This window comes from Flavobacterium sp. RSP15, assembly GCF_003968755.1.
Taxonomy (GTDB): domain Bacteria; phylum Bacteroidota; class Bacteroidia; order Flavobacteriales; family Flavobacteriaceae; genus Flavobacterium.
This window is the reverse complement of the sequence record NZ_RYDL01000002.1, coordinates 342481-361439: the sequence shown is the minus strand read 5'-3', so window position 1 is coordinate 361439 and position 18959 is coordinate 342481. Positions and strand designations below refer to the sequence as shown.

Here is an 18959-nt window from a genome sequence, read left to right as displayed (position 1 = left end):
AAATAATCTTTGCTCAAAAAACAGATTATCTGCTTGACAAGACTTAATTTTGCAATCCTCTTTCGGAATATAACCATCTAAAATTAAACCAATGTCCTTCCAACCTGTATTTGCACTTTTCTGGGAAAATGTAAAAGAAAGCATCCAAAATGGCACTTACGCCAAACTAACACTTGCCAAAACCATTGGTGACACCGAACTGAAAAATATCTACGTTCGTCCCGTTTTGTCAGAAAGTGACGTGTTCAGCCTTTCCGTTACGGCGCGTTATAAAACCGAAGAAATAGAAAGTTTTCATACTCTTGACGAAACTTTTATGGTATTAGCGCCTTTTATGAACAATCCATTTTTAACTGCCTTACTGTTTACAACGGAGAACGACATCACTTTTAAACTCAATAAAAAAAGAGTAGGAACTATTATTGAGCAAGCGCCCACTTTTAAAAATGCTTCGGATGTGATTTTGGAAATGAAAGCAAAAGGGATTTCGATTTAAGATTTTTGATTAATCCCGATAACTATCGGGACTGATTTTTGATTTAAAAAACCAGCAATCCAAAAAATATCTGAAATTTAAAAATAGTGGTTAGGGACCAGAATTTAGTAATCAGTTCATGGCTTGGGTGTAAAGCAAGACTGAAATCGATCTTTTTTAATTAAAGTTGCAGTATTTGGACGTCAACAAACTGAATACTAAAAACTGAACACTGTTTACTTACTTCTCCCCTTCCCATTCCGCATAAAACTGCGCTAGAAATCCTTCCATATACTGGTGTCTTTCTTGTGCAATTTGTTTTCCCGTCTCGGTATTCATCTTATCTTTCAAAAGCAATAATTTTTCGTAAAAATGATTGAGCGTTGGAGAATCGTTCTTCTTGTATTCTTCCTTGGTCATGTTGAAATTTGGAGCAATTTTAGGGTCGTAGATCGCTCTGTTTTTAAATCCGCCATAATTGAATGTTCTGGCAATTCCAATGGCGCCAATCGCATCTAATCGGTCCGCATCCTGAACCACATCTAATTCTATGGAGGAGAATTTCTTTTCGAAATTACCGCCTTTGTATGAGATGTTTTCAATGATCTTGACCACATGTATAATGGTATCTGCGTCAACATTTTCTGATTCTAAAAATGATCTCGCTAGTTTTGGCCCTACAGTTTCGTCACCGTCATGAAACTTACTATCGGCAATATCATGCAGCAAAGCACCCAATTGAACCACCGTGGGATCACAAGCTTCTTTTCTAGCAATCAAAACGGAATTTTTAAACACTCTTTCAATATGAAACCAATCGTGTCCGCCTTCGGCATTTTTTAGTTTTTCCTTTACAAAAAGAATCGTTTTTCGAATTAAATCTGCATTTATCATTCTTTATATACTTTTAAAAAAAAAGTTGAATTTCAAAGTTCTGTAACTTCAAAATTCAACTTTTTTATTCTTTATTTTTGCATTCAAAAAGCTATCGTACTAAAGCGGGTTCTACCCATTTGAAAATATGGGATTCTTTCGGAATGACCAATCGCTCAGAAATTCGTGCCATTCTTCCGGGTAATTTCATCAAATAATCCCGGGCTTTTTCTGCTTCGTCAGTTAAGCCTGTAATTTTATCAATTTCCCATTTGTCAATTAATTTTTGCATAATGTCTACATAATCCGCTGCAGTGTACACCCCGATTCGTTGTGCCGAATCAGAAAACTGTTCGAAAGCAGTACTTATTTTTTCACCGGATTCTCTCAAGAAATGTGCTGGCATAACGATTTTTGCTTTCATCATATATTGAAAAGCAAGCATCATTTCGCTAGGATCCACCTGAAAAATACGAGTTACAAATTCACTGTAAGCATGATGGTGGCGCATCTCGTCACCCGCAATCATTTTGCACATTTTAGACAATTTGTTATCCCCATATTTCTTAGCCATTTGCGCTACTCGGTTATGGGAAACATAGGTTGCCAACTCTTGAAAACTAGTATAAACAAAGTTTTTATAAGGGTCTCTTCCGGTTCCTATGTCAAAACCATCGTTGATGAGATGCTGAGTAGTCGTTTCTACTTCACGCATATTCACGCGACCTGACAAGTACAGATATTTGTTGAGCATGTCGCCGTGACGATTTTCCTCACCAGTCCATTGTCGGATCCACTTGGACCAACCGTTTCGCTCTACATTATCTATTCCATCTACGTCCATTAACCAAGATTCGTAGGTCGGTAGGGCTTCTTCAGTAATGGTGTCACCTACTAAAGTTACCCAAAAATCATAGGGTAACTCTTTTGCAATTTCACGCAATTCTTTGACCTCATCAAAAAAAGTATCACTTTGAGAATTAGGCAAGAAATCCGTTGGCTGCCATATTTTTTCTACTGGTATCAGATACTGATCGACAAAACTATCTACGTTTTTTTCCAAAAACTGCATTACTTCTAATCGAATGTTTTTTATTGACATTATTATATAAATTAAATTTTTATTCCTTGAACTACTGCCGCTTCTGTTTTATGCATCAATTCAGCAAAATCATAGTTTTTCACTTCTAAGGGTGTATGTACCACAAAGGTAAGGTGATTTCCTATACCTAAAGGGAAAAATCCATATTTAACAATTTTCCAAGAATTGTTTATGCTTATCGGAACTATATAAGCCGAAGGCGCGTATTTGCATAAAATTTTGAATCCACTTTGCGCAAATTCCTTTGGCATGCCAGTCTTGCTTCGTGTTCCTTCCGGAAAAATAACTGCAGAACGATTGTGTTTTTCAATATATTCAGACAAATTTTTGATCGCAGGAATGGCTTGCTTGGGATCACTACGATCAATAAGAGCCGAACCGCCATGTCGTAAATTAAACGACACGCTGGGAATCCCGCTTCCCAATTCTTTCTTACTGACAAATTTACAATGAAATCGGCGAAAAAACCAAATCATAGCAATAATATCGTACATACTTTGATGATTGGAAACGAAAATTAACGGAACATTTTTTGGAATGCTTTCCACATTATCAAACTGATACGATGTTCCTAACAGTCTTGTGCACAAAACCAGAAAAAAATTCAAATAATCGACACTTATTTTATGAGCTTGATACCCAAAAACATGAAAGCAAACCCATTGAATTGGGTGAAAAATAACCAAGGTAAGACCAAAACATAAATAATAGATTACGGATATGGGATACGAAATTAGTTTTTTCATGCTTTAAAAATTTGCCGTAAAAGTAAGAAATATATTTTTAGCCCGATTTTAAATCCCAAACAATATATGAACTCAACCTTTAATCGTAACTTTGCCAGTCAAAATCCATGTCCTTTTTTCTATTAAAATGAATTTTACCTACTCAAAAAACGAAAAACTAAAAAGCAAGACCACTATTGGATTATTGTTTACCGAAGGGAAATCAGTATCAAAATATCCGTTGCGATTGGTGTATAAAGCCAGCTCTTTTGGCGATCCCGAGTCCCGAAACTTTGGGACGGGAGAAAAAATAAAAATGGGCGTTTCGGTTTCCAAAAAGAATTTCAAGAAAGCCGTAGACCGCAATTATTTCAAACGCGTCCTGCGCGAAACCTACCGGCTGAACAAACACCTTTTGATTGACCATCTGGACCAACCCTATTCCTTTATGTTTTTTTATCAAACTAAAGACAGATTGACGTACGCCGAAATTAATACCAAAACCATTCAATTGTTTGAGAAATTTGTTGCTCAAAATATTAAAAAACCAGTATCCGAAAGCGATTCTATTTCTGAAATATAAACAATTAACCTATCCCAATTAAACAAAATCGCCTTTAGATTCAGTCCTGCATAATTATTTCGTGATTTATTGTTATTTTAGTGGTCTTAAATTTAGTTAATTAAACCCATGAGCTTCTTCAAAAAAAAAATTTTAATTCCCGTTGTCGCTTCGGCATTTCTGTTTATTGGAACCAGCTTCAAAGATGATTTTTTTGAAATCGCCAAGCAAATCGAGATATTCACGACCCTTTTCAAGGAATTAAATCGAAATTATGTCGATGAAACGAATCCTGGGGAATTAATGGACAAGGCCATCAAAGGAATGCTGGTTAATTTAGACCCATACACCGTATATTTCAACGAGCAGGATGTAGTGCGATTCAAGATAAACAACACTGGAGAATATACCGGAATAGGCGCTTTACTGACTCGAAAAGAAGATAAATTGATCGTTAAAGAGCCCTATAAAAATTTTCCCGCCGACAAAGCTGGCCTGAAAGCCGGTGACGAAATTATTCAAGTGGGCGATGTCCTTTTGTCTGATTTTAAGGACGAGGCCTCTCAGCTTTTCAAAGGTACCAAAAACACCAAAATAGACATCAAATACATCCGACAAGGAAAAGTACAAAGTACCCAGATTATCCTGGACGAAGTCGAAATCAAATCGGTGCCCTTTTTTGCAAAAATAGACGACAAGACCGGCTATATCGTATTATCGCATTTTAATAAAAAAGCATACCTGGAAACCAAAGAAGCCTTAGAACAACTCAAAAAAGAAGGTGCCGAACGCATTATACTGGATGTCCGAGACAATCCTGGCGGACTCTTGAATGAAGCTGTGAATATTTGTAATTTATTTGTTCCAAAAAACGAGATTATTGTTACTACAAAATCAAAAATAGAGCAACACAACAGCACATACAAAACAACCAAAGATCCTGTAGATACTGTCATTCCTTTGATAATTCTTGTTAACGGTCGCAGCGCCTCAGCATCCGAAATCGTGGCTGGGGCACTTCAGGATTTAGATCGCGCTATAGTGGTGGGTAGTCGCAGTTTTGGGAAAGGACTCGTGCAAAGACCGGTAGATTTAACGTATGGAACGCAACTAAAAGTAACCATTTCCCGTTATTACACGCCATCCGGAAGATGCATTCAAGCTTTAGATTATTCACGAAAAGACAAAAACGGAATGGTTCTAAAAACAGAAGAGAAAAACTACAATGTCTTTAAAACCAGAAAAGGCAGAACCGTTTATGACGGCGGAGGAATTCAGCCGGATGTAGAACTGGAAGAAACTAAATTAAGTCCAATAGCAAATGCTTTGCTTCGCAACGACGGGATTTTTAACTATGCCACGACGTATTATTATAAAAATCCAAATTTAGGAAATCGTGTTCCTGTTATTTCTGATGTGGAGTATCTAGAGTTCAAACAGTTCCTAAAAGTACAGAAATTCTCCTTTGACACGGAAACGGAATTGGCCTTAAAAAACACTTTGGCTATGGCCAAAAAAGAAAAACTAGAGGAATCTATTCTGGTAGAATACCAACAATTACGTGTTGCGCTTCAAAAAAGCGAAAATGCTTTATTGGACAAAAACCAAAAAGAAATCAAAAACCTGATGGTCGATGAAATCATTAAACGCTATCAATATCAGGAAGGGCTGTATCAGTATTACATCAAAAATAATTACGAAATCAAACGAGCCATTACTATTTTGAATTCCAATATGGAGTATCAGTCTATCTTAAAATGAAAAAATCGTTCTCCATAGTACTATTACTTTTTTCGAGCTACGTAGTGGCTCAGGGACAACCTATAGAAACGGTTTATTTTGAATTTGACAAATTCACACTTTATAACGACCAAATACAAACGATAGTTGATTTTATAAAAAACACAGACACTTCAAAAGTAGAGTCGATACAAATTTATGGATACTGTGACGATCGGGGTGCTAACGATTATAATTATGAATTATCACAAAACAGAGTAATTACGGTACAAAGTATACTGATCCAAAATGGTTTCAGTAAAAACAAAATTGTCATTATTGAAGGCAAAGGGCGTGTGATTCTGAAAAAAAATATGCTGGAAAACCTATCGGAAACCCGTTCTAAAAATAGGCGTGTCGACTTGTTTCTTGTCAAAAAAAACAGTTTTGGAAACGGCATTTACAATTCGTTTCAGAAAAAGCATAAAGTAGGCGACCGTATTTATCTGGAAAACCTCCTTTTTCCGCTTGGTAGCAGCATATTAACGGAGAAATCTAAGAAAGAATTAGATAAGATTGTGATTCTTTTGCAGCAACAAAAAACGTTGGAATTCGAAATCCGAGGCCACGTTTGTTGCACACCCAGCTATTACCGGGACGCCATAGATAAGAGAACCCGAGAACGCAAGCTTTCCTTGAACCGTGCAAAAAACGTTTATAAATACTTGATAAATAAAGGCGTAAACAGCCTTAGGATGCATTACATAGGAAGAGGAAACAAATTTCCGTTAGGCAAAGGAGAAGCATTAGACCGCAGAGTTGAATTTCTGATTCTAAAAATTTAGTTCCTCTCTTTTCATCTCAATATGCGGAATATCGTCTTCTAGATACATTTCACTGGTTTGCTCAAAACCATGGCTCTCATAGAATTTCTTTAGGTACAATTGTGCTCCAATAGTGATGTGGCTCTCGCCAAAATGATGCGCTATTCCTGCAATAGATTCCCGCATTAGATCGTGCCCCCATTTTTTGTCGCGGTAATTTGAATCAACTGTTACTCGGCCAATTGAGGCATTGTCAAAACTGATTCCTGGTTTGAAAAGTCTGGAATGCGCTACAATTTTACCTTCAAATTCTCCAATAAGATGCAAAGCCACTTTATCCTTTCCGTCAAGATCAAGATATACACAGTTTTGCTCCACCACGAAAATCTCGCTTCTCAATCTCAGCAGATCGTATAACTCATCCACAGAAAGGTCCTTAAACGACTTTATACTCCATTTTAACATTTTATTTTTTTTAGTTTTTATTAGACTGCAAATAAAAGAAAATAAAACTATTTTTTCAAAACCTCAACTGATTTTATGATGGCTGCTAACTCATGCATTAAATCTCTTTTTTCTTTGGAGGGCGCATAACAAAAACCTTCCAAAACTAAAATCCTGTTGTGTTCTGTATCCAAAATAGCATAATTGATAAAAGGGCCTGACATAAAATCATTTTTCAATTCCCATGTTCCTTTTGTTTCATACGTTTCCTTTCCGTCCAGGCTGATCTTAAAAAAATAAGGTGAATAGCTTTCTCCGGTAATCATTGCAGTGTTATTCTCTTTTCCGCTAATGTAGAGATTGCCAATAGAATCCCTCATTTTAATAATATTCGTAATCAGATCTGTATCCTTTTTAGTGAGAGCATTTATGGGAACTTGATAAATCAACAAACTCGTGTTACCGCTGATAATTTCGTTTTTTAACCATATAAAATGTGGTTTGTGCAGAACGTATTGATATGAAGAAGGAATATTAATCGAAATTTGAAATTTATTCTTGATGATTTTTGGATTAAGAATAGACTGTTTTATAATGCGTTGGTTTTCGGAAATTTCAGTTTCCTTAATAATTTCAATTATTTTTGGCGAATTTCGCTCTATTATTTCTAGAATATCTGCGCTTGTTTTTCCAGAAATATGAAACACATTTTGGGGAGATGCGTATTGATTTTTTTTAATTTCAAATTTATTTTGCTCCTCTTTTTTGACTACGATAATCGTACGGCTATCCGTCATAAATCCTTCTAAAATTTTAGTAGGATACTGATTTATCGTAAAAAGCGGTTCTTCCTCAGGTAATCCTATAACGGCGGAGGCAAATTTATTTCGAATGCTGTCGCCAATCTCACCATTCCACAACTGGTCGTCTATGATAACTGAAATAGTATTAATTTTTCCTGTTGTAGCGCGTGGTTGGGGATCTTTTTTTTCGTTACAAGAACCCAGAAAAATGGCAGTAAAAAGCAATAAAAGAAGGGCTTTATTCATTGTATTTCAATTATAAAATAAAACCCAAATTTAGATAAGATAATTCTATTATCCGTTAATTTTAAGTTTCATTCCTGGTTTGAGTTCTTCTCCGCGAATACCGTTCCATTTTTTCAGATCAGAAATAGTTACGCCTGGGTATTTTTTTGAAATACTATACAACGAATCTCCTTTTTTTACGTAGTAATCAACGGTTTCTTTTTGGGATAACCCAGAACCATTTGTTTTTTTCTTAAAATAACTTATCGTTGGTCTATTTGTATTTATTACAGGCTCCCCTTTGGCAACAATCAAAGAACTTCCTAAAACGATGGTCTGTCCGGAAATTTTATTCCATTGTTTCAGAGTAGACGCAGAGGTGCCAAATTTCTTAGCAATACGCTCTAAATTGTCTCCTTTTTGGACTTCGTATTCAATATTCTTTACAACCGGAGTAACTGTCAAATCATTTGTAAGCGCAGCATTGCTACTGCCCATATTTAATGATGTTCCTAATAGCACATTAGCGTCCGAAAGGTTGTTCCATTGTTGAATTTCAGCGACAGTAACCTTGTTTTTTTTGGCAATGGTATTTAAATTATCTCCTTTTTGAACTATGTAATACGCCTTGCTTTCAGTAGATGCTACAGCTGCGTTTGCCTCTAATGACGCGGCAATTTGCTTCTCCGAAAGGGCTTGTATTGGATCTGAATTCTTTTTTACTTCATCAGAAACAGTCCCTTCGTTGCTGCTAATTTTTAGGTTTTTACCATACACGATAACATTGCTGCTTAGCGCATTCCATTGTCTTAAATCAGCAATACTAACATCGTATTTACTGGCAATAGCTCCCAGATTATCTCCTTTTTTCACTTTGTAATACTGGGTTGTATGGGATTGCGCTATTCTTTGACTACCAGTATCTTCGCGTTCTTTTTTGGTTGTTGTTTTTGTAGCAAAATAGGGCTTCTCTCGTTTGCCGGATTCGTATTCTGTATAGGCATAAATCGGACTTTCATTAGAGGCAAAAACAGCAATTTTTTCTTGGGGCAATCTCAAATAATGATTTTGATCATGATAAAAAGGAATTATATCAAGCTTGTAAGAGGGATTTAAAACCTGCAATTGAACCACAGGAACATCAAGTAAATCTGATATTTGCTTGAATGTAATTTGCTTCTTGATCAGGATAGTATCCGTAGTAAAATGCTTTATGGTAGCCCGCTGGGGCACGATTCCGTGTTCCTTATGGTATTCATAAAGATACATGGTTGCTAAGAAAGCAGGTACATATCCTTGGGTTTCTCTGGGAAGATTTTTCCTGATATTCCAATAATTTTGCTGACCACCGGAACGTCTGATCGCTTTGGAAACATTTCCCGGACCAGAATTATAAGAGGCCAAAACCAAATCCCAATCTCCAAATATTTTGTACATATTGGTCATATATTGCGCTGCTGCCTCGGAAGCCTTTAAGGGATCGCTGCGTTCATCCACATACGAATCAATTTTCAACCCATACTGTTTTCCGGTTTGATACATAAATTGCCACAGTCCAGTTGCTCCCATTTTTGAAACTGCTTTTGGATTTAAAGCAGATTCCACAACGGCTAAATATTTTATCTCCAAAGGAACATTTTGTTTGGCCAAAGCCTCCTCAAACATGGGGAAATAATATTCCGAAGTGGCCATTAATCGTTCAAAAGATTTTTTGCGGTATTTTAAAAATGATTTAATAATATTTTCCAAACCTTGATTGTACTCAATATTAAACGGCGATTTTGCATTCATTGCCGCCAGTCTTTCTTTCAGCAGTGCTGTTGGTAACTCATAATCTACTTTTTCATCTATATTTATGTTTTCGATGTCTTCTGTAAGATTATTATATAAATCTAAGTTGGTCATTTCGTTCATCCACAAACTGTCTACACAAGATGCCAGATCATATTCAACAAAGGAATTTTTAATAGAATCTAAATAGGATAATTTGGTGTCAATTTTTTCAATCGCTTTATTTTCAGTTGCTTCCTGCGAAAACAAATGAATTGATAACAACAGAAAAAGCGATAATGTGGTATTTTTTATAGTCATATTTTAAAGATCAAAGACCTATATTTCAAATGATTAGAAGTCTTATTTTTACAAACTTAGTAGGTTAAAACTAAAATTTCCTTTAAATATTGTTAAAAATATAATTTTTAGGTCCTTAGTGCTGAATTTATACTTGTTTGTGGGTAAAATTGCTTTAAAGATCCAATTGTGAAACTTAAAAAAAACCTCAGTGATACATAAGGTGTCGCTGAGGTTTTTACTCATGTGATAAAATAGCTGCTGGATTTGAATTCTATTTAAATATCAAAACGGCTTTTATTTTTACTGTATTTATTAGTCTAAAATAGCTGCAATTCCGGGTAATACTCTGCCTTCGAGCATCTCCAGCATTGCTCCTCCGCCTGTAGAAACGTAACTCACTTTATCCTCCAGCCCAAATTGTTTTACAGCTGCCACTGAATCCCCTCCACCTACAAGAGAGAATGCCCCGTTTGCAGTAGATTCTGCAATAAAGTTACCCAATGTAATTGTTCCGTTAGCAAAATTTTCCATTTCAAAAACACCCAATGGACCGTTCCAAAGAATCGTTTTAGAATCCATGATTACTTTTTTGAAGTTTTCCAATGATTTTGGTCCAGCATCCAATCCTTGCCACCCGTCAGGAATTGCTTTGACATCCACAATCTGGGTTTGAGCATCATTTGAAAAAGCATTTGCCGCTACGACATCAACTGGAATGTGGATTTGAACTCCTTTTTCTTTAGCTAATCTCAAGATTTCCAAAGCCAATTCTTGTTTGTCATCTTCACAAATCGAATCGCCAATTTTACCGCCTAATGCTTTCGCAAAAGTAAAAGTCATTCCGCCACCAATAATCATGTGGTCTACTTTATCAAGAATATTCTCGATTACGGTAATTTTAGAAGATACTTTTGATCCACCAAGGACTGCTGTTACTGGTTTTTCGCTGTTTTTTAAAACTTTGTTCAAGCTTTCTATTTCTTTGGCCAATAATAATCCAAAACATTTTTCGCTAGGAAAAAACTGCGCAATGATTGTAGTCGATGCGTGCGCTCTATGCGCTGTACCAAAAGCGTCGTTTACAAAAATATCACCAAGTGACGCCAGTTCTTTTGCAAAAGCAACATCACCCGCTTCTTCTTGGCTGTGAAAACGTAAATTTTCTAACAATAAAACTTCTCCAGCCTGCAATTTTTCAGCTGCAGCTTTCGCCTCTGAACCAATACAGTTTGAAGCGAACTGAACCGAAACTCCAAGAATTTCAGCAGTTGTTTTCAAAATGTGTTTTAAAGAGTATTTTTCTTCCACTCCTTTTGGCCGGCCTAAATGCGACATCAAAATCACGCTTCCGCCTTGCGCAAGAATCGCGTCAATAGTAGGTTTTGCAGCTTCAATACGCGTGGCATCCGTTACATTGAACTTTTCGTCCAAAGGCACATTAAAATCAACCCGAATTATGGCTTTTTTATTTGCAAAATTGAAATCACTTATGGTTTTCATCAGTCTGTTTTTTAGTTTATTTTTTTTGAAAGAGTAACAAATATAGAACTTTTAAATTATTAATAAATTAGGGAAAATCATATAAAATCAATTTTTAGCAACGAAATCGATGTAAATTAATAAATAATGCTTTTATTTATTAATTTATCTAGATATTATTTTAGATAAAGGCCTGTTAAATTTTAAAAATAAAACATAAATTTACACTTCTATAAACTAGCTTCTGCTGAAACTTTGCCTGCTAAAATTTTAGACTACACCATTTTCTGCTATCTTTGCTTCATGCAATTTTCAGAAATTTTAGGACAAGAACACATCAAAAGTCATTTGACAAAAAGTGCTGATTTGGGCAGAGTTCCCCACGCACAACTGTTCGTAGGTCCGGAAGGCAGTGGTACTTTACCCATGGCGATTGCGTATGCACAATACATCATTTGCAGCAATCAAAACGGAGAGAATTCCGGTTCAAATGAAGCGTGCAACCTGAAATTTCAGAAAACTTCCCATCCTGATTTGCATTTTATTTACCCGACTGTCAGTACTGAAGAAGTAAAAGCAAAACCCAAAAGCATTGATTTCATAACGGAATGGCGACAGTTTATAGAACAAAATCCGTACGGAAGTTTGTTTGATTGGTACCAAATGCTAGGTGTTAAAAACAAGCAAGGAGAAATTAGGGTCGATGATGCGCAGGAAATCTTGAAATCGCTGGCTTTAAAATCTTATGAAGGCGGATACAAAATAATGATTATTTGGATGGCTGATAAATTGAATATCGCTGCTTCTAATAAATTACTGAAATTATTGGAAGAACCTACAGACAGAACGGTTTTTATCCTGATTTCAGAAAATGAAGAAGATATTATTCAAACGATTCGTTCCCGTTGCCAAGTACTACATTTTAATGGTTTGAGTGAAACTGTCATTGCGGAGGCCTTGGTTTCAAAAGAAAATACGGATTCTAAAATAGCTTTAAAAATAGCGCATCAGGCACAAGGAAATTTCAATAAAGCATTGCAATTAATACAACCGGACAGCGAATCTGTTTTTTTTGAAAAATGGTTTGTCGATTGGGTTCGTGCGGCTTTTAGAGCAAAAGGAAACGCCGCTGCCATTCAGGATTTGATCCAGTGGAGCGAGCAAATTGCTGGTTTGGGAAGAGAAACCCAAAAAAAGTTTTTACATTTTTGTATTGATATGTTTCGTCAGGCCTTGTTGCTCAATTACCAAACGCCAAGTTTAGTCTACATGGAACCACAAGTGGAAAAATTCAAACTGGAGAATTTTGCACCTTTTGTAAATGGCAACAACATAAATGATATTTTTAAAGAACTTTCAGAGGCGATGTATCACATTGAACGCAACGGAAACGCTAAAATTATTTTAACCGATTTATCAATAAAACTTACTCGTTTAATTCACAAAAAATAAAAAAATGAACAATATTACTTCTATTTTGATTTTAATTTTCCTGGCCATCACTTTCCTACAGTCCGGATACGACAAATTGTTTTATTGGAAAGATAATGTCGAATGGTTAAAAGGTCATTTCGCTAAAACACCATTAAAAAACCATGTACCTTTAGCATTACTAAATATCTTGATTTTAGAATTAATTTCCGGTATTTTATGTGTAGTCGGCTGTGTGGAACTGTTCGTGAATAACGGAAGGATTTTTGGTTTTTACGGAGCCGTTTTCTCTTGTATCACGTTGTTGATGTTGCTTTTCGGACAGCGATTGGCCAAAGATTATGATGGAGCCAGAACAATTGTTATTTATTTTATCCCTGCAATATTGGCCGTTTATTGGTTAAACTAGACTTTACAACTTATTATTTTGAACAATAATTCCTTTTTAAATAAAAAAATGACACCAAAACACCCTTCAGAATCCCTGACGATATTAACTGATTTGGTTTTACCAAGCGAGACCAATCCTTTGAACAATCTTTTTGGTGGCGAATTATTAGCCCGTATGGATCGCGCAGCAAGTATAGCGGCACGCAGACATTCCCGAAGAATTGTAGTTACAGCATCCGTAAATCATGTTGCGTTCAACAGAGCCATTCCGTTGGGAAGTGTCGTTACTGTTGAAGCTAAAGTTTCCAGAGCTTTCAAAAGTTCAATGGAAATATTCATTGACATTTGGGTTGAAGACAGAGAATCCGGTAATAAAACCAAAGCAAATGAAGCGATCTACACTTTTGTAGCAGTAGACGATACGGGAAGACCCGTTGAAGTACCCCAAATTGTTCCGGAAACCGAAATAGAAAAACAACGTTTTGAAGCTGCATTGCGACGCAAACAGCTGAGTTTAGTTTTAGCCGGAAAAATGAACCCCCATGATGCAACCGAATTAAAAGCGTTGTTCGTGTAAGAAGCAAAATACAACTGACTATTTTTAATTGATAAATAGATTTAAAATATTCTTGAAAGAGAAAATTTTAAATCAAAAAAGAAGTATTTTTACAAAACATATATTCAATATACAAATGAAATTATGGGATAAGTAATCATCCTGTCAGTTTCTTACCGTTATAAACCAATACAAATAGATGAAAGAAAAGGTAAAAGAAAAGATGAGTTCAGAGAAAGAATCTAAATTAAAAGCGCTACAACTTACGCTTGACAAATTAGACAAAACCTACGGAAAAGGGACAGTAATGAAAATGGGCGACAAAGCCATTGAAGAAGTAGAAACTATTTCTTCCGGGTCTTTAGGAATCGATTTGGCATTAGGAGTTGGAGGCTATCCAAGAGGTAGAATTATTGAAATATACGGTCCGGAATCTTCTGGAAAAACCACATTGACGCTTCATGCTATTGCTGAAGCTCAAAAAGCAGGTGGAATTGCAGCTTTTATTGATGCAGAACATGCTTTCGACAGAAACTATGCGGAGAAATTAGGCGTAGATATTGAAAACTTAATCATATCACAACCTGATAATGGAGAACAAGCGTTAGAAATTGCGGAGAACTTGATTCGTTCCGGAGCAATTGACATTGTTGTCATTGACTCGGTTGCAGCTTTGACTCCAAAAAGTGAAATTGAAGGCGAAATGGGAGATTCTAAAATGGGATTACACGCCCGTTTAATGTCTCAAGCATTGCGTAAATTAACAGGAACCATCAGTAAAACAAATTGTACAGTTTTCTTTATTAATCAATTAAGAGAGAAAATTGGTGTGATGTTTGGAAATCCAGAAACTACAACGGGAGGAAATGCATTGAAGTTTTATGCTTCGATTCGTTTGGATATTCGTCGTTCTACTCAAATTAAAGATGGAGATAACGTCCTTGGGAACAGAACCAAAGTAAAAGTGGTGAAAAACAAAGTCGCTCCGCCATTTAAAATCGCGGAATTTGACATCATGTATGGGGAAGGAATTTCAAAAACAGGAGAGATTCTTGATCTTGCTGTTGAGTTTGAAATCATCAAAAAAGCAGGATCTTGGTTCAGTTACGGTGAAACTAAATTAGGACAAGGTCGGGATGCTGTTAAGTCTTTGATTAAAGACAATCCGGAATTAGCGGATGAATTAGAAGAAAAGATTAAAGCCAGAATAAAAGAATTGGCAGAAGCATAAAAAGTAAAACCCGTCTCGTACCTAAAAAACGAGACGGATTTTTTTATTTTTACACGCAACCTTTTGTTGAAATTTTGATCTTTTGCAAAACAGCTTAGAATTCAATTAAGAAACTGAATTGTATAAATTTAAAAAATTAAGAAATGAAAAAAATTGTGCTTTTTATTCTGTTCATTACAACCTTAACCGGATGTTCCATTGATAATGATAATCAAGATTCTTATAGCTTTGAAGTGCTGCCTATAGATAGCTATACATTACCCGAAAAATTCATATTGGGAAATACCTATGAGATAAAATTAAAATATACAAGACCAACCGAATGTCATTTATTTCAAGGGATTTATTATGACAAAAATTTGAATGTAAGAACCATAGGCATTCAAACGGCAGTGAATACTAGTCAAGTTTGTACGCAACAAATACCTTCACCATCAGAGGTTTCTTTTAATTTTTATGTAACCAATACCGGTTCTTATATTTTTAAATTTTATAAAGGAGAGGATGCTAATGGAGAAAATATCTTTGAAGAAGTAGAAGTTCCAGTCGTTATGAATTAATTCTTGAATAAAATTGTTGCGGTTAGACCAATAAATTATTGACTGTAAAAAGCTATTAGGAGTTTACTTGATACATTCGAGTAGTTATCCGGATGCCGAAGAAAATTTACAGATTTGAAGCAAATCCATTTTAGCACTAATGTGAGTACCGGCTTTAAATACCGAATTGTAAAATCATTTCAGATTAATTTTGAACCTATGGTAAAGTATCAAATAAATACTTTTTCAAACAACTCTAGAGACTTTAAACCGCTATTTATTGAGTTGTATTCCAGGATCAGTTACAGTTTTTAAAATTTATTTAGAGTCGAAAGCAACTAATTGTTCGTAAATGATTTCGCGTACTTCTTCTCGAATTTGTTTCCTGTCTGCCCCTGTTTTTCCCAAAGTTTCCACATGAGAATGTATTTTTACCCGCATAAATCCTGGACTTCCTCCCCAAAAAGCATATGGAAATCTTTTTTTATTGTCTCCAAAAGTAATGGGAACAATGGGTATTTGATGCTCAATTGCCAATCGGAAAGCACCATCTTTGAAAGTGTCCAGCAAGACTGATTCATCACATGGAACGCCACCTTCTGGAAAAATACAGATACTCAGTCCTTGATTAATTCTTTTTTGAGCGCGATTAAAGACTTCCATTTTACTTTTTGAAGAATTTCTATCCACCAAAATACAGGTTCTTTTATAGAAAAAGCCAAACAACGGAATTTTTGAAAGTTCTTTTTTACCTACAAAAACAAACGGATTTCTTGTCAGGACAAGCATCAGCATAATATCAGCCATGGAGGTATGATTCGCAACAATCATGTAACTTTTTTGGTACTCCATTGCTTGTGTTCTATCTATTTTATAATGAAAACCCATGCCAAAAAGAATGAATTTTGCCCAAATACGAGCCATCTTAAAAAAATAAGGATACCCGTTTTCAGTCAAAATAGACAGCACCAGAAAAGGAAACATCACCAATATAGGAATGGTCATCAAAATATAAAACCATATACGCCATAGCGCCCAGAAAATAATTTTTAATGCTCTCATAAGTTCAAAAGTAAGAAATCGGATGTTATGATACTCAAAAAATATTCTTGCGTTTTTCAACATATAAGTATTATAAGTTCTAATTTACTGCTCAATTATAATATCTTCGTTTAACCATCAAGGTTTTATTGACTTAAATGTCTGATATGGTTAAAAGAAATTACTAACACGATTTAAAGTAACTTGATTTTTATAATTTGCAAATTTGCGGTAAAAAATAAAAAACTTTGCGAACTTTGCGGTAATAGTTAAAAATCATAATGGCAAAAATACTTACAGGCGTTCAAAGTACCGGAACTCCGCATTTAGGAAACTTACTTGGTGCAATCATTCCCGCAATAGCACTATCAAATAAACCGGAAAACGAATCGTTTCTTTTCATTGCTGATTTACATTCAATCACGCAAATAAAAAACGGCGAAACTTTAAGAACAAATACTTACAGTACTGCTGCTGCTTGGCTTGCCTGTGGTTTGAATGTAGATAAAGTCGTTTTCTACAGACAATCAGATGTGCCACAAACAGCAGAATTATCCTGGTATTTAAGCTGTTTTTTTCCTTTTCAACGCTTGACATTAGCGCATTCTTTCAAAGATAAAGCGGATAGACTGGAAGATGTCAACGCTGGTTTATTTTCGTATCCAATGCTGATGGCGGCAGATATTTTATTATACGACGCCGAGTTTGTACCCGTAGGAAAAGACCAATTGCAGCACGTTGAAATCACGCGTGATGTAGCGTCCCGTTTCAACCACCAAATGGGAGAGACTTTTGTACTTCCCGTAGCAAAAATTCAGGAAGACAGCATGCTGATTCCCGGAACTAACGGCGGAAAAATGAGTAAATCAGCTAATAATATTATCAATATATTCTTGGATGATAAGTCCTTACGCAAACAAGTTATGAGCATTGAAACCGACAGCACGCCGCTGGAAGATCCTAAAAATCCAGAAACTTGTAATGCATTTGCCATTTATAAATTATTGGCAAATGAAGAACAAATAGCCACTATGACTGCCAATTACTTAAATGGAAATTACGGTTACGGTCACGCCAAACAAGCGTTGTTTGAGTTGATTATAGAAACTTTCAAAACCGAAAGAGAAAAATACAATTACTATATGAATAACCTTCCTGAAGTAGATGCTTTACTTAAGAAAGGAGCCGAAAAAGCAGGAGTTGTTGCTAATGAGGTTTTGGCAAAAGTGAGAGAGAAATTAGGATTTGAGGTTTAAACAATCCATTTTTAAAACATATAAGTCATATAAGTTTCTTTAAGTTTAATACTATTTTATTAAAGCTTTCATGACTTATATGTTAAAATCAAATCGCCTCAAACAATTTCCCTGGCAAAGGTCGAATCACCCCTTTTAATTCCATATTCAAGAGCATTCCTGAGATTTTATAAATAGGGAAATCACAACGCAAAGCAATAATATCCATCAGTTCTTTTCCCGTTTTAAGGAGGTAATCGTATACTTTTTGCTCGTCATCATCTAGGCTTACAAACAATTGTTTCTGTACGGGTTTAGATTCCTTCTGAATGTCCCAATTCAAAATATAAACCAAATCAGCGGCACTAGTCAATACATTTGCTTTTTGAGTCTTTATGAGGTTGTTGCAGCCTTGGCTATACTTATCTGTAACACGACCCGGAACCGCAAAAACATCACGATTGTAATCATTCGCCATGTTTGCAGTGATTAACGATCCACCTCTATCGGCAGATTCAATTACAATGGTCGCTTCAGACATTCCTGCAACGATCCTGTTTCTTCGCACGAAATTTTCTTTATCCGGATTGGAGGAACTCCAAAACTCAGTCATAAAACCACCGTTTTGCTCGACTTTAGCAACATATTTTTTATGGGTTTTCGGGTAAATTTGGTTTAAACCATGAGCAACAACACCAATGGTTTGTAGGTTATTTTCCATTGCCAATTGATGCGCCACAATATCGACACCGTAGGCAAATCCACTTACGATTATAGGATCGAGTGGAGCCAAATCTTCGATCAGTTTTCTACAAAATTCAGTACCGTACGAGGTAATTTGGCGCGTTCCTACAATGCTGATTATTCTTCTGTTTTTTAAATTGATATTTCCAGATGTGAATAATAAAAGTGGTCCGTCAATACAATGTTTCAACCGATCTGGATATTCTTCGTCCTGAAAATAAACCGCATTGATTTCATTTGCTTTTATAAACTCCAGTTCCTGAGTCGCTTTTTCGAAAACTGATTTATCTTTTAAATTTTTCAGCAAAACAGATCCTACTCCATCAATAGCAGCGAGTTGCGATGCTTTTGTATTAAAAACCGCTTCTGCTGTTCCAAAATGGGTAAGCAGTTTTTTGGCTATGATGTCGCCCACGCCCTCTATTCTTTGCAATGCCAATAAATAAAATAAATCCTGCTCTTTCATGCTAATTATTTGAAGGTGAAAT

19 protein-coding genes are annotated in these 18959 nt (G+C 35.6%); 10 read left to right on the top strand and 9 right to left on the bottom strand.

All coding sequences use genetic code 11. The annotated features are described in order from the left end of the window. Nucleotides 1-91: 91 nt before the first annotated feature. On the top strand, nt 92-496 hold the full coding sequence (locus EKM00_RS04010; RefSeq protein ID WP_126515314.1) for a hypothetical protein: 405 nt from the start codon (nt 92-94) through the stop codon (nt 494-496). Between the two features lie 219 nt (nt 497-715). Here the strand turns inward: EKM00_RS04010 and EKM00_RS04005 are convergent, their stop codons facing one another. The 3 genes from EKM00_RS04005 to EKM00_RS03995 form a co-directional block, all read right to left on the bottom strand. Beyond that, nucleotides 716-1369, bottom strand: a complete 654-nt coding sequence (locus tag EKM00_RS04005) for an HD domain-containing protein (RefSeq protein ID WP_126515313.1) — start codon at nt 1367-1369, stop codon at nt 716-718. 91 nt (nt 1370-1460) lie between these two features. Continuing rightward, nucleotides 1461-2450 carry an acyl-ACP desaturase gene (locus EKM00_RS04000; protein ID WP_126515312.1) on the bottom strand — a complete coding sequence of 330 codons (990 nt, stop codon included), beginning with the start codon at nt 2448-2450 and terminating at the stop codon, nt 1461-1463. A gap of 11 nt (nt 2451-2461) precedes the next feature. Continuing rightward, a complete protein-coding gene (locus EKM00_RS03995; RefSeq protein WP_126452266.1) occupies nt 2462-3196 on the bottom strand; it encodes a lysophospholipid acyltransferase family protein in 735 nt (244 codons plus the stop codon). 127 nt (nt 3197-3323) lie between these two features. Here EKM00_RS03995 and rnpA point away from each other — a divergent pair, with 127 nt between their 5' ends. The 3 genes from rnpA (at nt 3324) to EKM00_RS03980 (ending at nt 6301) form a co-directional block, all read left to right on the top strand. Continuing rightward, complete coding sequence (gene rnpA, locus EKM00_RS03990) at nt 3324-3758, top strand: ribonuclease P protein component (protein WP_126457734.1); 435 nt, start codon at nt 3324-3326, stop codon at nt 3756-3758. A 108-nt stretch (nt 3759-3866) separates the two neighbouring features. Continuing rightward, the gene (locus EKM00_RS03985) at nt 3867-5498 is read left to right on the top strand and encodes a S41 family peptidase (protein ID WP_126515311.1); all 1632 of its coding nucleotides are present in this window, start codon (nt 3867-3869) and stop codon (nt 5496-5498) included. Continuing rightward, nucleotides 5495-6301, top strand: coding sequence for an OmpA family protein (locus tag EKM00_RS03980; RefSeq protein ID WP_126452272.1), 807 nt, complete (start codon nt 5495-5497; stop codon nt 6299-6301). The genes EKM00_RS03985 and EKM00_RS03980 overlap by 4 nt, the downstream gene beginning before the upstream one ends. Here EKM00_RS03980 and EKM00_RS03975 read toward each other — a convergent pair. The 4 genes from EKM00_RS03975 to EKM00_RS03960 form a co-directional block, all read right to left on the bottom strand. Continuing rightward, nucleotides 6290-6745, bottom strand: coding sequence for a GNAT family N-acetyltransferase (locus EKM00_RS03975; RefSeq protein WP_126515310.1), 456 nt, complete (start codon nt 6743-6745; stop codon nt 6290-6292). The two genes, EKM00_RS03980 and EKM00_RS03975, sit on opposite strands and share 12 nt — an antisense overlap. Before the next feature lie 47 nt (nt 6746-6792). Further along, nucleotides 6793-7773, bottom strand: a complete 981-nt coding sequence (locus tag EKM00_RS03970; protein WP_126452276.1) for a DUF4837 family protein — start codon at nt 7771-7773, stop codon at nt 6793-6795. Nucleotides 7774-7821: 48 nt separating this feature from the next. Beyond that, complete coding sequence (locus EKM00_RS03965) at nt 7822-9843, bottom strand: LysM peptidoglycan-binding domain-containing protein (RefSeq protein WP_126515309.1); 2022 nt, start codon at nt 9841-9843, stop codon at nt 7822-7824. 294 nt (nt 9844-10137) lie between these two features. Continuing rightward, complete coding sequence (locus tag EKM00_RS03960; protein WP_126515308.1) at nt 10138-11325, bottom strand: phosphoglycerate kinase; 1188 nt, start codon at nt 11323-11325, stop codon at nt 10138-10140. Between the two features lie 282 nt (nt 11326-11607). Between EKM00_RS03960 and EKM00_RS03955 the strand changes: the two genes are divergently transcribed. The 5 genes from EKM00_RS03955 to EKM00_RS03935 all read left to right on the top strand — a co-directional run bounded on the left by EKM00_RS03955 (nt 11608) and on the right by EKM00_RS03935 (nt 15472). Next, complete coding sequence (locus EKM00_RS03955; protein WP_126515307.1) at nt 11608-12756, top strand: DNA polymerase III subunit; 1149 nt, start codon at nt 11608-11610, stop codon at nt 12754-12756. Between the two features lie 4 nt (nt 12757-12760). Next, nucleotides 12761-13144, top strand: a complete 384-nt coding sequence (locus tag EKM00_RS03950) for a DoxX family membrane protein (RefSeq protein ID WP_126452282.1) — start codon at nt 12761-12763, stop codon at nt 13142-13144. A gap of 48 nt (nt 13145-13192) precedes the next feature. Beyond that, entirely contained in the window at nt 13193-13702 is a 510-nt protein-coding gene (locus EKM00_RS03945; RefSeq protein ID WP_126452284.1) for an acyl-CoA thioesterase, read from the top strand. Nucleotides 13703-13904: 202 nt separating this feature from the next. Further along, nucleotides 13905-14912, top strand: a complete 1008-nt coding sequence (gene recA / locus EKM00_RS03940) for a recombinase RecA (RefSeq protein WP_126452335.1) — start codon at nt 13905-13907, stop codon at nt 14910-14912. A 143-nt stretch (nt 14913-15055) separates the two neighbouring features. Beyond that, nucleotides 15056-15472 carry a membrane lipoprotein lipid attachment site-containing protein gene (locus EKM00_RS03935; protein ID WP_126452286.1) on the top strand — a complete coding sequence of 139 codons (417 nt, stop codon included), beginning with the start codon at nt 15056-15058 and terminating at the stop codon, nt 15470-15472. 297 nt (nt 15473-15769) lie between these two features. Here EKM00_RS03935 and EKM00_RS03930 read toward each other — a convergent pair whose 3' ends face one another. Next, complete coding sequence (locus EKM00_RS03930) at nt 15770-16513, bottom strand: lysophospholipid acyltransferase family protein (RefSeq protein ID WP_126515306.1); 744 nt, start codon at nt 16511-16513, stop codon at nt 15770-15772. 260 nt (nt 16514-16773) lie between these two features. Between EKM00_RS03930 and trpS the strand changes: the two genes are divergently transcribed. Next, nucleotides 16774-17748: a tryptophan--tRNA ligase gene (trpS, locus tag EKM00_RS03925; protein ID WP_126515305.1), complete on the top strand. Its 975-nt coding sequence runs from the start codon at nt 16774-16776 to the stop codon at nt 17746-17748. Between the two features lie 88 nt (nt 17749-17836). Here trpS and dprA read toward each other — a convergent pair whose 3' ends face one another. After that, nucleotides 17837-18937: a DNA-processing protein DprA gene (gene dprA, locus EKM00_RS03920; RefSeq protein ID WP_126515304.1), complete on the bottom strand. Its 1101-nt coding sequence runs from the start codon at nt 18935-18937 to the stop codon at nt 17837-17839. Nucleotides 18938-18959: the final 22 nt, after the last annotated feature.

Coding starts and splice junctions, on each gene's coding strand:
- EKM00_RS04010 (WP_126515314.1), top strand. CDS start 92: ATGTCCTTCCAACCTGTATTTGCACTTTTCTGGGAAAATGTAAAAGAA.
- EKM00_RS04005 (WP_126515313.1), bottom strand. CDS start 1,369: ATGATAAATGCAGATTTAATTCGAAAAACGATTCTTTTTGTAAAGGAA.
- EKM00_RS04000 (WP_126515312.1), bottom strand. CDS start 2,450: ATGTCAATAAAAAACATTCGATTAGAAGTAATGCAGTTTTTGGAAAAA.
- EKM00_RS03995 (WP_126452266.1), bottom strand. CDS start 3,196: ATGAAAAAACTAATTTCGTATCCCATATCCGTAATCTATTATTTATGT.
- rnpA (WP_126457734.1), top strand. CDS start 3,324: ATGAATTTTACCTACTCAAAAAACGAAAAACTAAAAAGCAAGACCACT.
- EKM00_RS03985 (WP_126515311.1), top strand. CDS start 3,867: ATGAGCTTCTTCAAAAAAAAAATTTTAATTCCCGTTGTCGCTTCGGCA.
- EKM00_RS03980 (WP_126452272.1), top strand. CDS start 5,495: ATGAAAAAATCGTTCTCCATAGTACTATTACTTTTTTCGAGCTACGTA.
- EKM00_RS03975 (WP_126515310.1), bottom strand. CDS start 6,745: ATGTTAAAATGGAGTATAAAGTCGTTTAAGGACCTTTCTGTGGATGAG.
- EKM00_RS03970 (WP_126452276.1), bottom strand. CDS start 7,773: ATGAATAAAGCCCTTCTTTTATTGCTTTTTACTGCCATTTTTCTGGGT.
- EKM00_RS03965 (WP_126515309.1), bottom strand. CDS start 9,843: ATGACTATAAAAAATACCACATTATCGCTTTTTCTGTTGTTATCAATT.
- EKM00_RS03960 (WP_126515308.1), bottom strand. CDS start 11,325: ATGAAAACCATAAGTGATTTCAATTTTGCAAATAAAAAAGCCATAATT.
- EKM00_RS03955 (WP_126515307.1), top strand. CDS start 11,608: ATGCAATTTTCAGAAATTTTAGGACAAGAACACATCAAAAGTCATTTG.
- EKM00_RS03950 (WP_126452282.1), top strand. CDS start 12,761: ATGAACAATATTACTTCTATTTTGATTTTAATTTTCCTGGCCATCACT.
- EKM00_RS03945 (WP_126452284.1), top strand. CDS start 13,193: ATGACACCAAAACACCCTTCAGAATCCCTGACGATATTAACTGATTTG.
- recA (WP_126452335.1), top strand. CDS start 13,905: ATGAGTTCAGAGAAAGAATCTAAATTAAAAGCGCTACAACTTACGCTT.
- EKM00_RS03935 (WP_126452286.1), top strand. CDS start 15,056: ATGAAAAAAATTGTGCTTTTTATTCTGTTCATTACAACCTTAACCGGA.
- EKM00_RS03930 (WP_126515306.1), bottom strand. CDS start 16,513: ATGAGAGCATTAAAAATTATTTTCTGGGCGCTATGGCGTATATGGTTT.
- trpS (WP_126515305.1), top strand. CDS start 16,774: ATGGCAAAAATACTTACAGGCGTTCAAAGTACCGGAACTCCGCATTTA.
- dprA (WP_126515304.1), bottom strand. CDS start 18,937: ATGAAAGAGCAGGATTTATTTTATTTATTGGCATTGCAAAGAATAGAG.